General features: G+C 67.3%; 10 protein-coding genes. 3 read left to right on the forward strand and 7 right to left on the reverse strand.

The features are described 5' to 3' along the window. Positions 1-120: 120 nt before the first annotated feature. Together ABZ824_RS38460 and ABZ824_RS38465 are read right to left on the reverse strand one after the other, a co-directional pair. Complete coding sequence (locus ABZ824_RS38460) at positions 121-933, reverse strand: SGNH/GDSL hydrolase family protein (RefSeq protein ID WP_356969710.1); 813 nt, start codon at positions 931-933, stop codon at positions 121-123. A gap of 3 nt (positions 934-936) precedes the next feature. Then, positions 937-1,617 carry a hypothetical protein gene (locus tag ABZ824_RS38465; RefSeq protein WP_356969711.1) on the reverse strand — a complete coding sequence of 227 codons (681 nt, stop codon included), beginning with the start codon at positions 1,615-1,617 and terminating at the stop codon, positions 937-939. A 70-nt stretch (positions 1,618-1,687) separates the two neighbouring features. Between ABZ824_RS38465 and ABZ824_RS38470 the strand changes: the two genes are divergently transcribed. Further along, positions 1,688-2,212 carry a MarR family winged helix-turn-helix transcriptional regulator gene (locus ABZ824_RS38470; protein ID WP_356969713.1) on the forward strand — a complete coding sequence of 175 codons (525 nt, stop codon included), beginning with the start codon at positions 1,688-1,690 and terminating at the stop codon, positions 2,210-2,212. A gap of 669 nt (positions 2,213-2,881) precedes the next feature. Here ABZ824_RS38470 and ABZ824_RS38475 read toward each other — a convergent pair. The 3 genes from ABZ824_RS38475 to ABZ824_RS38485 form a co-directional block, all read right to left on the reverse strand. Continuing rightward, on the reverse strand, positions 2,882-3,787 hold the full coding sequence (locus tag ABZ824_RS38475) for an aromatic prenyltransferase (RefSeq protein ID WP_356969715.1): 906 nt from the start codon (positions 3,785-3,787) through the stop codon (positions 2,882-2,884). Between the two features lie 120 nt (positions 3,788-3,907). Further along, on the reverse strand, positions 3,908-4,828 hold the full coding sequence (locus ABZ824_RS38480) for a hypothetical protein (protein ID WP_356969717.1): 921 nt from the start codon (positions 4,826-4,828) through the stop codon (positions 3,908-3,910). Next, positions 4,828-5,226, reverse strand: a complete 399-nt coding sequence (locus ABZ824_RS38485) for a hypothetical protein (protein ID WP_355077316.1) — start codon at positions 5,224-5,226, stop codon at positions 4,828-4,830. Before ABZ824_RS38485 ends, ABZ824_RS38480 begins: the two co-directional genes overlap by 1 nt. 135 nt (positions 5,227-5,361) lie before the next feature. On the opposite strand from ABZ824_RS38485, the gene ABZ824_RS38490 reads away from it, so the two are divergent. Next, the gene (locus tag ABZ824_RS38490) at positions 5,362-9,528 is read left to right on the forward strand and encodes a CHAT domain-containing protein (protein ID WP_356969719.1); all 4,167 of its coding nucleotides are present in this window, start codon (positions 5,362-5,364) and stop codon (positions 9,526-9,528) included. A 39-nt stretch (positions 9,529-9,567) separates the two neighbouring features. Here ABZ824_RS38490 and ABZ824_RS38495 read toward each other — a convergent pair whose 3' ends face one another. Continuing rightward, on the reverse strand, positions 9,568-11,346 hold the full coding sequence (locus tag ABZ824_RS38495; RefSeq protein WP_356969721.1) for an NERD domain-containing protein: 1,779 nt from the start codon (positions 11,344-11,346) through the stop codon (positions 9,568-9,570). 151 nt (positions 11,347-11,497) lie between these two features. Next, complete coding sequence (locus tag ABZ824_RS38500; RefSeq protein WP_356969723.1) at positions 11,498-12,523, reverse strand: hypothetical protein; 1,026 nt, start codon at positions 12,521-12,523, stop codon at positions 11,498-11,500. A gap of 56 nt (positions 12,524-12,579) precedes the next feature. Here ABZ824_RS38500 and ABZ824_RS38505 point away from each other — a divergent pair, with 56 nt between their 5' ends. Then, on the forward strand, positions 12,580-13,023 hold the full coding sequence (locus ABZ824_RS38505) for a MarR family transcriptional regulator (RefSeq protein ID WP_355077323.1): 444 nt from the start codon (positions 12,580-12,582) through the stop codon (positions 13,021-13,023). Positions 13,024-13,025: the final 2 nt, after the last annotated feature.

Consider the following 13,025-nt stretch of genomic DNA (forward strand, 5'->3'; position numbering starts at 1 on the left):
CTTTCCCTCCACGACTCTCTTCCGATCTACCAACTCCGTCATCACGGCGACCCGCGACCATCCCCACCTCAGCCCTCCCAACCCGACCACCGCCGCGGCCCCACAACGCCGCCGAACCCTTCACGATTCCGCCAACGCGGCGACGAAAGACGCGGCCACTGCCTGCTGCCCGGCCAACGTGGCGTGGACACCGTCGTCGAGCAGCAACGGGTCCTCGCCATCAGGGAGCGTGTCGTTCTCGACGTCGACGGTCAGCTCGGCCAGGTCGTGCAGCACGGTCGAGGTGTCGGCGATGTCGGCTCGGGTCCAGGCGATGCCGATTCGCTGGAAAGGCTCGAACCCGGCGATGCGGGCTTCGTCGACCGTGGTCGGGGTGAGCCAGATCCACTGCGCCGGTTCGGGTGCGCGGGATCGGAGTATGCGCAAGTTGCGTTCGGTTTCGGACAGGCCGACCAGGCGCGGACCGCCGGGGCCGCCGATGCGCTGGGCGTCGTTGGCGCCGAGTTGGCAGAACACCCAGTCGGGGCGCTGGAAACCCAGAGCGGGAGCGAGCGTCAGCGTCTGCGTTGTGGTCGCCCCCGAGACGGCGAGATTGGTGAGCCGAATGGCATCGTCGGGTCTGCGCAGGTCGAGCAGATAGCGCAGGATTTCGAACCACGACAGCCGGTCGGCGGTCGAACTTTCGCCCAAGGCGACCACGTGCTGTCCGGGTCGAAGCGGCAGCCGATCCACCGCGGCGGCCACCGCGGCGTCGTCCAGGAGGGCAGCGGCCGCCCAGCGCGCCTGTTCATCGAAATCGGCACAGAGCTTTTCGTATTCGACGGGGGTGAGGCCGAACAGCGGTGCGACGCGGTCGGCGCCGAGGCCGGGGAGGTAGGGCAGCGAGCGTTCGGGACGCTGGAATCGGACGAGCTTCTCAATGTGCGGATTCATCGGTCATTCCGTTTCTGCGGCAGATGATTTCGAGACGAGGAAGCCAGCGGCGATCAACCACGCCATGCCGGTGAAACGGGCCAGCGGCAGCAGGACGGCGGCCTCCGTGCGCATCAGCGTTGCCGTGGTAGCCAGTCCGGCGACGGCGATGACGAGGCCGAGCCTGGCCAGCCAGGTACGGAAGGCAGCTACCGGCAACGCGATGCCCGCGATGAGCAACCCGGTCGAGACGACATTGCCTGGGCCGCCCGCGAGGAAGGCCAGCGTGTGCAAAGCGCGCACCAAGTGCGGAGATTCGACGACCTCCGGCACCGTCAGCACCCAGGTCACCACCGCCGACAGCATCAGGAATCCGGTGGCGAGCGCGCCTCCGGTGAGGGCGAGCGCGCCCCGCGTCCGCAGCCGCGCGGTGATCGCGGCGACGAACAGCGCACCGGGGATCGCGGCGGCGAACTGCAACGTCGCTCCCAGCCGGACCGCGTCGCGGTGGTCGGTGAAGTAGAACAGCGCGTCGTCCGGCGCGGCGAACGGGGAAGGAAACACTTCGCCACCGGCCGCGACGGTGCTCGCGGCCAACCCGGCGACGAACAGCGCCGCCGAGGCGGTGGCGAAGACCCCCGGCGACGGGCCCAGCCCGGGTATATCTGGCCGCGGTGGAGTGGAAGCGATTGCGGGAGCGCTCATTACACGAGTCCGTTCTTCTGGGTGAATCGTTCACTGCAGTGAACGATTGAGGCGTGTGTACGATAGCCCGGTGACAGCAGGAGAGCAAGCGGGTGACAACCCGATTCCGCGACAGGCCCTTACCCGGCAGGTCTCGTTCCTGCTCGCCCAACTAGGCGCGCACGCCACCCAGCGGTTCACCGACCGCATCGCCCCGCTCGGCCTGACTCCCCCCGATATCGGGGTGCTGCGCATGATCGCCATGTCCCCCGGCCGCAGCCAGCGCGCTCTGGCCGAAGAACTCGGCGTGGTTCCCAGCCGCGTCGTCGCCCTACTCGACAACCTCGACCGCAAAGGCCTCGTCGAACGCCGCCGCAGCGCCACTGACCGCCGCAACCACGAACTGCACCCGACCCCGGCGGCCTACCAGCTGATGGGCGAACTCTGGCCGGTGCTCCAGACCCACGAAGCCGACCTCACCGCCGCGCTCTCACCCGACGAACGCGATCAGCTGGCGTCACTGCTGGTACGCATCGCCGAACAGCAAGGTCTGGACATGGGCGTACACCCCGGATATCAGCGCGCGAACACGCCCTCCACCGATGAGACGAAGTGATAGATCACGACCCGAACCAGTCCGCTTCCAGGTAGAGCAGTTCAGCCCACCGGCTTCACGCGGGAACGGGCGGAGGAACCTGGTGAGATCGTTGCCTCGCCCCGTGTAGGCCCACGGCGCCGCTCCGCGAACGTACAAACATGCGGGTGATGATTGTTGCCGGATGAATAGCGATTCCCCACGTCGCTGGCGTGACCCTCCAGTGTCACCACGTAGGTGCTGACGCGGCTGACACCGCCCATCTCGCATTGCGCTCGCCGACGCGAGTGGACTCGCCGACCTGACGGCGGCTCCCGGCAGTCCGCTCGAACGGCCCGAGCGCGCATGCCACCCTGTTTCTTTCGCGTCCGCGGTCACGGTCCGCGTCGGGCGTCTCATCAGCGGAAACCATGTCCGCCACTACGCGGCATACGAAGCCGAATCGCTTGCGACACGAACACGGTGGCGCTCGGCGGACAAGTCGTCCGAGCACGACGGATCGACCACGTCACAGCAGCCCTGTCACCGGCCCCAGGCGAAGGCCGGTCCACTGATTTCCGGACCGGCAAACTACCTTCATCAGCAGGGCGCCGTTCGATGCGGCCGTCCAACTCCTCCGGTCCGCATCGCTATCGAAAGGCTGTGTCAGCAGGAGTGGGACCCTTCAACTGGCGCGCCCTGCCCACAGTTCTACGAATCGGACGTCTTCATCCTGTCCAATATCCTGGGCTGCCATTGGTAGAACCAACTGAACTTGTAGGACTCCCCATTGGGCGACGAGGTAGCGGCATAGGTGAATCGACGGTCGGTCGTGCTGATCGGAACTTTGTCGACGAGTTGCTCGAAGCGCGGTTCGATTCGAACCGGGAGCGTTGTCGGGTCCGGTGTTATCACCGGAAAACAGAGGCGCTCGATTCGGCGCGATTCCCAGCTGATGGTGGCGTATATATCGAATGCTTTCTCGGTGAGTGAGAGAAAGTCATCGCTCGGGTCCGGGAGTCCGGCATCCCGGTGCAGCGACACGATGGCGCGTGGTTCGAAATAGTCGGCCGACAGTCCGGGGAAGTACACGTTCATCGTCTTGTCGTGGTAGTCGATACCGAGCAAGCCGACTTTGTCCTCCAAGCCGTGACGTGCGAACATGCCGGCGTGGTCGGCGAGACTGGGCGGCATGGACGGTAGTTCGGCGAGCTCCGATACTTTCTGCATGCCATCGGCGGGAAAGAACGGCCAGATTTTCTTGAAGCCGCCGACTACACCGATGTCGATCCCGTAGCTGTGGATCGGGCACCGTTCCCGGACCTCGTCCAGCAGAGCGCCGACCGGATGATCGGTCTCGGAAATGAGTTCGTTGGAAAGGGCGATGTCATATGGGTCGATGTCGCTCGGCAGCGTCAAGAAGCGGTAGTCGAGGTCTCCTGAGCGGCGGGCGTCGGTGACCACTCGGAGGGAGATCACGGAACGCGTGAGCATCGCGCCGTACGCGGTCAGAGTGGGCCGGACAGCTTCTCGAGTGCAGGGCACGTTCCATAGCCGCGCGGATTCCTCGATGGCCGCGTAGAGATCTTCCAGCTCGGATTCGGTAGTGGTGAACACGCGTCCTTCCAGAGATCGGTGCTACGAGCAACATCACGGTTGCGCCAATTCCATTCAACCAGAATGCAACTCAGCGCCGGACGCCACGTGTGGGAATGCAGGCACCGCGTCCATCCATGGTCACGCGGTCGACGAACGGAGGTGGCGGGTGAGGGCATGACCCAGATGCGGGCCGAGGGGACCGGTGTGGTCGATGCCGAGCTGGGTGGCGAGGGTGGTGGTGTGCAGGCGTGTGGCGTTTTCCAGCAGGGTGGCGTAGGTATCGGTGGTAGCGCGGATTCGGTGATGAGCGGTCGCGGCGATGACGACGGCGAGAGGTGCGGCGGGCCACCACCAGACGGTCAGAACGAGGTAGAGAACGGACCAGGCCGCAAGCGTGGTCGCTCGCGAGAGAGCGGTGCGGGCGGTGGTGATCTGCTCGCGCACGGGGTCCGGCAGGACCAGCCACAGCGACGGCCATACAGTCGCCAGGTCGAGATGGTGATCGCGATCGAGTCGAATCGCCGTTGCTTGGATTCGGTCGCCGCTCCAGGTCGGGCGCTCGGGCCGCTCGACCGAAATCCTTGCTCGCGCGCGTGCCGCACGGTGCCTGAGCGCCGGGTCGGGCCGGGACGCCGGATCGGGAGTCAAGGCATTCTGGTATTCACGGAGGTAGTCGGCGTTGGCGCTGTCCCACCGACGCTGACGGCGGGCGAGCGACCACCGAGCGGCGAACCGGACGGGAATCGGCCAAGCCTGCCATTCCGCTGCCAGCACAGCCCGCTCCACAAACGTTCCGATCGATTGTGCGACGAAACCGACCGCCGCGGCGGCTGCGAGAATCGCGGCCAAGACGACGACCTGCCCGCCCATGCTGGTCACCGCGGGATTTCTGGCGTAGTCGGTGATATGTCGGGTGAGCAGGCCGATGTCCAACGCATGCGCGTGGCCGAGAGTGAGCGCGGTGGCGGTGACCGCCAGATAGAACGCGCCGGGCAACACGAGAAGCGAAAACCATTTCTCGGCCAGCTTTTTGGCGAGTTCACTCCACAACCCGTTCATCAAGAGAGCCGTTCGCGCCGTAATTCCCGTCCGCTGACGGCGCATCGGGGCGGCTCGGCATCGACATCGTCGCGGCCGTCGCAGCGTTCGAGTGGGCAGCGGTAGACGACTTCGATGCTGTGCACGCCGACCGGCACCAGACCGCGGTGGTGTCCATACACACCGCGCGCATCGCCGGCCGCCCGCAGAGCGGTGTGCACCCCGTCCAGCGCGGCGGCGATGCCCGCACCGTCCCCCGATCGGACCGAGCTGAGCAGCTTGTGCAGCGGGGTCGAAATGTCCGTCCCGTCATCGCCGAGAGTGCCGCGGATCTCCTGCAGATGACCGCACAGATACGCCAGCCCGGCGGTGACCCGAGTTGCATCTTGCGACGGCGGCAACCGAACCCCCAGGTGCACAGGTGAATACAATGGACACTGCCGCCGAGGCCACGATCCGGCGAGCGTGTCGTGTGATCATATCGCCGTAAACCGTTGTGCCACGGGTGGCCGTGTGATCAGCGTGGCTCGATAGGGCAGGGGGATGGATGCGGTATGACGATCAACGCCACCATCATCACGGCCGAAATCAAACTGTGGCAACGCAAGCTGACCACGCTGCCGACCGGCCACCCCACGCGGGTGCTGTGCCTGTTCCGCCTCGGTGACGCTTTTTATCGCCGGTTCAAGGCGACAGGGGCCATCGCCGACCTGGACGAAGCCATCGTCTCCCTCCGGAAAGCCGTGGAGGCCACTCCCGCCGGTCACCCGAACCTCGCCGTCATACTGACCGAACTCGGCGGCGGACTCTGGATCCGTTTCCAGCGGACCGGGATGTCGCCCGACTTGGACGAGGCGATCCGGGCAGCTCGACGCGCGGTGGACGCCACGCCACCCGATCGCCCCGTGGACGGCCTGCTGGGTTTCATCGCTGCAGCCCTGAAGATCCGGTTCGAGCGGACGGGCGCGATGGCCGATCTGGACGAGATGGCCCGGACAATGCGGCTGACGATCGCGGCCACGCCCACCGATCACCCCGAGCGGGCCCAAAGGATCAGCGCGCTGAGTCGCGCCCTGCGGCATCAGTTCACGTTGACGATGGCGCTGCCCGATCTGGACGAGGCGATCCGAGTCGGCCGACAGGCGGTGGCCGCGGCGGCCCCGTACCACCCCGAGCGTTCCAGCATTCTGTCCGATCTCGGGATCTCCTTACGGGTAAGGGCCGAGCGGACGGGCGGGCAGGCCGACCTGGAGGAAGCGATCCGAGTAGGTCGGCAGGCGGTCGCCGAAACATCCCCCGACCATCCCAAGCGTGCCGACCACATGACCAGCCTCTGCCGGGCTCTGGTGCACCGGTTCGCACGCGCGGGTCTACCGGACGATCTAGATGAGGCGATCGAAATCGGTCGACGAGCGGTAATGGTCACAGCCCCAGAGCATCCCGACTGTGCCGAAAGTATGTCCATCCTCGGATCAGCGCTACGGCTCCGGTCCGAGCGAACAGGCTCGACAACCGATCTGGACGAGGCCGTCGCCACCCTGCGGAAGGCCGTGAACGTGGACCTCGTCGACCGAACAGTCCGCCCGGTGTCGCTGTCCGATCTCGGTATCGCCCTTTTGAACCGTTTCGAAAGGACCGGGGCCCAGGCCGACCTGGACGAGGCGATTCAGGTCGGCCGACAGGCGGTGGAAACCGGCTTCGGCCGCTTCGACTTCGGCAACATCCTGTCCGGTCAGGGGGTCGCGGTACTGCGGCGGTTCGAGCGAAACGGCGAAATGAGCGATCTGAACGAGGCCGTCATCACCTTCCGGAAAGCCGTGGACGTCACGTCTCCCGATCATCCCGATCTGGCGAGCATACTGACCAATTCCGCCGTCACCCTGCTGAAGCGGTTCGAGCGGACCGGCGAGCTGCCCGATCTGGACGAGGCGATCGAACTCGGCCGACAGGCGGTGACAGCCCTGCCCACCGGCCACCCTGACCTGGCCAAAACACTGTCCAATCTCGTCACCTGCCTGGCGAGCCGGTTTCAGCGGACAGGCGAAATGGCCGACTTGGACGAGGCGATCCGGATCGGACGGGAGTCGGTCGTCGCCACACCCACCGGCCATCCCGGCTCGGCCGCCACCGGGTCCAATCTCGCGATCTGCCTGGTGAGCCGATTTCACCGTACGGGGCAGACGCCGGACCTCGACGAGGCGATCGTCACCCTCCGGAATGCCGCGGACGTTCTTGCCCCCGACCATCCCGATCTTGTCACGCTGCTGTCCAATCTCGGTGTCGCATTGTGGAAGCGGTTCGATCGAACCGGAGCCCCGGTCGACCTGGACGAGGCGATATACGCGAACCGACGAGCGGTGGCGGCCATACCGGACGACCACCCCCTCCGAGCTCGCCACCTGTCCAATCTAGCCATCCCTTTGCGGATTCGATTCCAGCGAACCGGCGCGATGGCCGATCTGGACGAAGCGATCCGAATGGGTCGGCAGTCGGTCGCGGCCACACCCGAAGACCATCCTGACCTTCCCATCATGTCGACCGAACTCGCGGCCTTCCTGCTGAGCCGGTTCGAGCGGACGGGCATGATCGCCGACGCGGACGAAGCCATAGCCACGCTCCGGAAAGCCGTGGACATCACCCCGGTCGACCACCCCGCACGCGCCGGGATACTGGCCGACCTCGGAGTAGTGCTTTGGAAGCGCTCCGAGCGTACGGAAACGGCGGATGACTTGGGCGAGGCGATCCGGATGGGCCGGCTGGCAGTCGCAGCCACGCCCACCGACCACCCCGAACGCGCCAACCGACTGTCGAACCTCGCCGTGCCCCTGACGATTCGGTATGAATCGACGGGCGCGACACACGATCTGGACGACGCGATCCGTCTCGCCCGGCAGGCGGTCGCGGCCATCCCGACCGGGCACCCTGGCCACGCCGTCATGCAGGTCAACCTCGCCGAAGCTCTGCGGGCCCGATACTCGCGGACAGGCACGACGTCTGATCGGGAGGAGGCGACGACCGCCCTGCAGGAGGCTGCGGAACTGGCCACAGCGGCTCCGTCCCTGCGCATCCGGGCTGCTCGCGGCGCCGCCGAGCTCACCGCGACGGCGCAGCCGGGCCGGGCGGCGGAACTGCTGCAGCGGGCGGTCCGCTTGTTGCCCGAAGTCGCGCCACGTGAGTTGGCGCGGTCGGATCAACAACATGCTCTGGGCGAGTACACCGGAATCGCCTCCGACGCGGCGGCACTGGCGCTGGACGATCCGTCCACACCGCCGGACCAGCGGCCCGTCCTGGCATTGCAGCTGCTGGAGGCGGGGCGGGCGGTGCTGTTGAGCCAAGCGTTGCAAGTGCGCGGGGACATAGCCGACCTCGCAGACCAGCATCCAGATCTGGCCGCCGATTTCGTCCGGCTTCGGAAACTTCTCGACCGAACTCCCGATGCCGCCGCCGCGTCGGACGCGGCAGCCGACCCCATAGCGGACCGGGCGCGCTCGGCGCGGGAGTTGAACGACGTGCTGGCGCGGATCCGGGCGCAGCGCGGATTCGAGTACTTCGCCCTGCCGCCGTCGACGGCGGAACTCATCGCTCAGGCCGGCCGAGGCCCGGTGGTGGTGTTCAACATCAGCGGTCACCGCAGCGACGCGCTGCTGCTCACCGCCGGCGGAGCGACCTGTCTGCCGCTGCCCGGCCTGCCGCTCGAGACCGTGATCGACCAGGTCCTCGCCTTCCACGAAGCCTTGCAGGCCGCTGGTCACGGCCGCACCGGGCCGGAGCGGCAAACCGCCCAACGACAGCTCAGCCGGATCCTGGAATGGCTGTGGGACAACGCCGCAGGCCCGGTTCTGGACGCCTTGGGCTACCGCGAACGGTTCCCTGTGGACCGGACCGGCCCGCGGGTGTGGTGGATACCCGGGGGTCTGCTGGGTCTACTGCCCATCCACGCCGCGGGCTATCACACCGCACCACCTGATCCCGCGGGCCGGGCGGTGCTGGACCGGGTTGTCTCCTCCTACACCCCCACCATCGCCGCCCTCCGCCATGCGCGGCGGCGCTCACCGAGCACCGAGCCGTCTGCACGCAGGCCCGCACTCATCGTCGCGATGCCTACCACCCCCGGCGTAGCGGGGCGCCTGCACCACGTGCCCGAGGAAGTCCGCGCGGTCGCCGCCCACCTGTCGTCGTCGATCACGCTCACCGAGCCGGACTCCGGCATCCAGGCCGATCTCGCTGGAGCGGACTCCGCCACAACCCTTCCGACCAAGGCCAATGTCTTGAATCGCCTGGCCGACTGCGCCATCGCGCACTTCGCCTGCCACGGCACCACCGATCCGGCCGACCCATCCCGCAGCCACCTGCTGCTGCACGACCACGACGCGGACCCGCTCACGGTCGCCGAACTCGCCCCGGTCCACCTCGACCACGCGCGTCTGGCCTACCTTTCGGCCTGCGAAACCGCCCTCACCACCAACACCCGGCTCCTCGACGAAGCCATTCACCTTGCCTCGGCGTTCCAACTCGCCGGATACCCACACGTCATCGGCACACTGTGGCCCATCGACGACGAAATCGCCGTGCAGGTGGCCGACGCCTTCTACGCCGCTCTGGTCACCGACCCGGACGTGACCGATGCCGCATCCGCGCTGCATCGCGCCATCCAGGCTGTGCGCGACGCGCTTCCCGCCACCCCCTCGCTCTGGGCCGCCTACCTTCACGCCGGGGCATGAGAGCCGACCCCGGTCGGACCCGCATGCCCGCCTGCGTCGTCAGCACTTCGGCGTGAGCGGAGTGCACAGAGGCAGCAGGTTCATGCGGGCCGGGGTTTCCGTGACGGGCGGCGGTGGGGGAACCGCCTCGGTGGTGAGCACAGGAGTTTGGGTCGGTTGCACAGCGCCGCCGGTGGGCGTCGAGCAGGAGGCGGCCAGTATCCATATCGTGCCGATGACCAGCACGATCAGCGCCACCGCGGCGATCTGTTGCGAGCGGTGGCCGCGTGACTTCGATTTTTCGGAGGTGCGACCGGGGATCCGCGCGGACAGGGCGGTTATCTGCTCGCGAACCGGGACCCGTGGACGGCGCTCGAGCACAGCCGTCGGCGTGGGTCGGCGCAGCGGCTCGGGCGCGGGGGTGGGCGTTGACCACGATGCGGGCCGGCTCGGCGGAGGCGCCTGCACCGGACGTGGGCTCCGAGGCCGGTCGGCGGCGGGCTCGATCCACGACGACCAGTTGTCCGTGAAGGACGACGGTGCGGGCTTCGCCGCGAGTCGGCCTTCGAACCGAGGCGGCTCCGCGTACTCGGCATCAGTTGTCGGGTCCGACGGCACGGGATGTGATTCGGGCTCCGGCGCGAGGTATTCCGGCGCGAAGGGATCCGCCGGGGCGGGTTGCGCCTGCGCAGCTACGGCGACAAGTGCCTGCGGGGAATGCGACTCTGACGCGGACACCTTCTGGCTGCCGCCTGGCACATCCGTGTACTCGAGTGACTGTCCAGCCGTCGACGACGCCCCTTGGGCTCGCTGTGCGCTTTCGGCACTGGGCCGCGTCGACGGCTCGAACGCCGAGCCCTCGTGCTCGTCGACATCCTGGGCGGCCACGGTTCCCGAGGCGTCGGTCCGCTCCAGCGCAGGCATCGCGGACTGCCACGCGGGCGACCGATCTACCTGCGGGATTTGCTGATAACCCTCATCTGCCTCGTCACCGTTTTCGACGGTTCGCGTCGAGCCGGATTCGCTGAGTCGCGCAGCATCCGGATCGAGGTCGTGCGGCTCGGGCACGGCGTCGACCGGTGGCGCGTCCGAACCAGCCGACACGTCGTCGGTGTCCGAATCCTCGCTGGACGTCCTACCCTCGAGCTCGGGAGCCTTCCGCGTCACGCTCTCCAACGCCGCCAGCGTCCCGGCCCGCAACTTCCGCTCCGCCGGAAAACCATCCGCCACCAGGTCGTCGACGGTGATCTGGTCGCCCAGGTTCAAGTCCGTCAGGAGGGCGTGGGTGCGTTCGGCGGTCCAGATGAGCTTGCGGCTCGCGGTGCGGTGGAACCACGCGCGCAGGTCGGCCTGCCCGGCTCCGAGCACCACCGCGCATCCGCGCCTGCGCGACTCGATGTTGAGCGTGAGGTTCGAATCCTTGGGCGGCACCACGACGATCAGTCCGTCGACGAAGGCCTCGGCATTGTGCTTGCGCACCAGCGTCTTCAAGTTGAAGACGTTGTTCGTCACCTGGTCGAACGGGCTGCTGTCGTGGTCGCGCACGTGGATCGGGTCGCCCGCGTAGCCGGACAGCCGCCAGCGTCCGTTGGCCTGCACCGACAGGACACCGCTCGTCGCCTCCGGGACGGTGCCCTTGACCTCGACGACGACCGCCGCCCTAGGTGTGATCACCACCAGATCGGCTTCCTGCGTTTCGTCCTTGCGCTCGCGGTCGGGTAGGTAACACCCCGAGATCGCGAGTCCCACAATGACGTACTGGCCGGTCCAGCTCCGCATCCAGTCGAGCACGCGCTGTTCGGATCGCGGCGCCGTCGTTCGTTCATTGATGACCAACATCGGCGGCCTCCATCGCCGTCCACACCATCGACCACACAACGGTATGCGCCGGGATTTCCGCCACAAAATCGAAAGGCACTGGAGCAGCAGGATATTGGCAGCACAAGGGCGTGCGAAGGACGGCGTGTGGGCAGCGCCACACTCGGGTGCGTCAGACCCCGACCGCTTCTTCGATCTCTTCCTCGGCCGCATGTTCCGTGACGCCGACCGTCTCGATGCGCGCGGCCGTGCGCAGCCTGCGCTCGTAGCCGCCCGCCACCAGGACCAGTCCCGCACCGGCCGCCAGCCACAGCACCAAGCTCAACACCCGGTTGCCGAATCCCGCACCGCCGTCGAAGTACAACAGGGTGCGCGCGCCCTCGACGAAACCCGCTCCGTTCCAGAACGAATGCAGCGCGCCGAAGAAATCGTTCTGCAGCCACGGCCCGTACACGCCGCCCGATGTCGTGAAGTTGAGCATCACGAACAGCACCATCATCGTCAGCGTGGTCCAGCGCCGTAAGAAGGTGTGCAGCCCGATGCCCACCGCGAGAATCCCAGCCGAATACAGCCACGACATCGCCCAGACGGCGGCGTAGTCGTGGTCGACCACATGGAATACCGGCCCCGCGACGCCGAGTCCGATGACGCTCACCGCCAGCGACGTGACCAGGCCCAGCAGTGCGCGAACGCCCATGCTCAGTCCCGCCCCGGCCGCGCCGATCGCCGCGACGCTGCCGTAGGAGCCGATGCTCAATGCCACCAGCAGGAAGAACAAGCCCTGCGCGGTCGGATCGCCGGTGCTCGGCGGAGCGATATCGGTGACCTCGACCGGCGCGCCCTGCTGGGCGGCGATCCGGTCGAAGACGGCCTCGGCCGCCATCGCCGTGGTGTCGGAACCAGCCTTGGCGACCAGCGCTTCGTGCGATTCCGGCACGTAGGCGCCGGCCAGTGTCCGCTCCCGCAACTGCCGCACCGCCTCCTCCCGACCTGGCAGGGTGACAACCTCCAGCGCGTCTCCGGCCCGGTCCTTCAGCGTCTGAGCCAGCACCTTGACCTGCGGTGCGTCACCCACGATCGCCACCTTCAGGTGGTTCGGCTCGGGCTGGTGGAACGCGCCCAGATACGCCAGTGCCATGCCGAGGCACATCAGCAGTGGGGTGAGCAGATGCGCGGCGACATGCCGTAGTTGGTGCATGAGACGACTCCCCAAAAGGTTGGTAAATACAACTATCTTCGTTGTACTATACAACCATGCGGCAATCTCCGGCATTCCCCACTCGCTCGACCGCGATCCACACCATTCAGCGCGAGCTCACCGCATTCGCCCGCCGAGCCCGTGGCCGAGCCGCCGAACTGCATCCGGAACTGCCGCTGGTCGCGTCGAGCATCCTGGACCTGGTCATCGAACGCGACGGCTGCCTGGCCACCGAACTGGCCGAACACTTCCTGCTGGACAAATCCACGGTGAGCAGGCAGGTGGCGGCGCTGGAACGGCTCGGGTATCTCACCCGGGAGGTCGATCCCGCCAATCGCCGCAACCACATCCTGCGCGCCACCCCCGCCGGGCAGCGGATCGCACGGGAGGCCGAGCAGCGCCGCCGGGAGGCGTTCGCCGAACGGTTCCGCGACTGGGACGACGAGGACCTCGCCGAACTCGCCGGGTACCTGGTCCGCTACAACGCGGCGGACGGCTGATC

The sequence above is a fragment of the Nocardia sp. NPDC047038 genome, from assembly GCF_040644075.1.
Lineage (GTDB): Bacteria > Actinomycetota > Actinomycetes > Mycobacteriales > Mycobacteriaceae > Nocardia > Nocardia sichangensis.

What these genes read in the sequence shown, in the direction of transcription:
- ABZ824_RS38465 (WP_356969711.1), bottom strand. Translation starts at nt 1,617, where the DNA reads ATGAGCGCTCCCGCAATCGCTTCCACTCCACCGCGGCCAGATATACCC.
- ABZ824_RS38480 (WP_356969717.1), bottom strand. Translation starts at nt 4,828, where the DNA reads ATGAACGGGTTGTGGAGTGAACTCGCCAAAAAGCTGGCCGAGAAATGG.
- ABZ824_RS38495 (WP_356969721.1), bottom strand. Translation starts at nt 11,346, where the DNA reads ATGTTGGTCATCAATGAACGAACGACGGCGCCGCGATCCGAACAGCGC.
- ABZ824_RS38500 (WP_356969723.1), bottom strand. Translation starts at nt 12,523, where the DNA reads ATGCACCAACTACGGCATGTCGCCGCGCATCTGCTCACCCCACTGCTG.
- ABZ824_RS38460 (WP_356969710.1), bottom strand. Translation starts at nt 933, where the DNA reads ATGAATCCGCACATTGAGAAGCTCGTCCGATTCCAGCGTCCCGAACGC.
- ABZ824_RS38505 (WP_355077323.1), top strand. Translation starts at nt 12,580, where the DNA reads ATGCGGCAATCTCCGGCATTCCCCACTCGCTCGACCGCGATCCACACC.
- ABZ824_RS38490 (WP_356969719.1), top strand. Translation starts at nt 5,362, where the DNA reads ATGACGATCAACGCCACCATCATCACGGCCGAAATCAAACTGTGGCAA.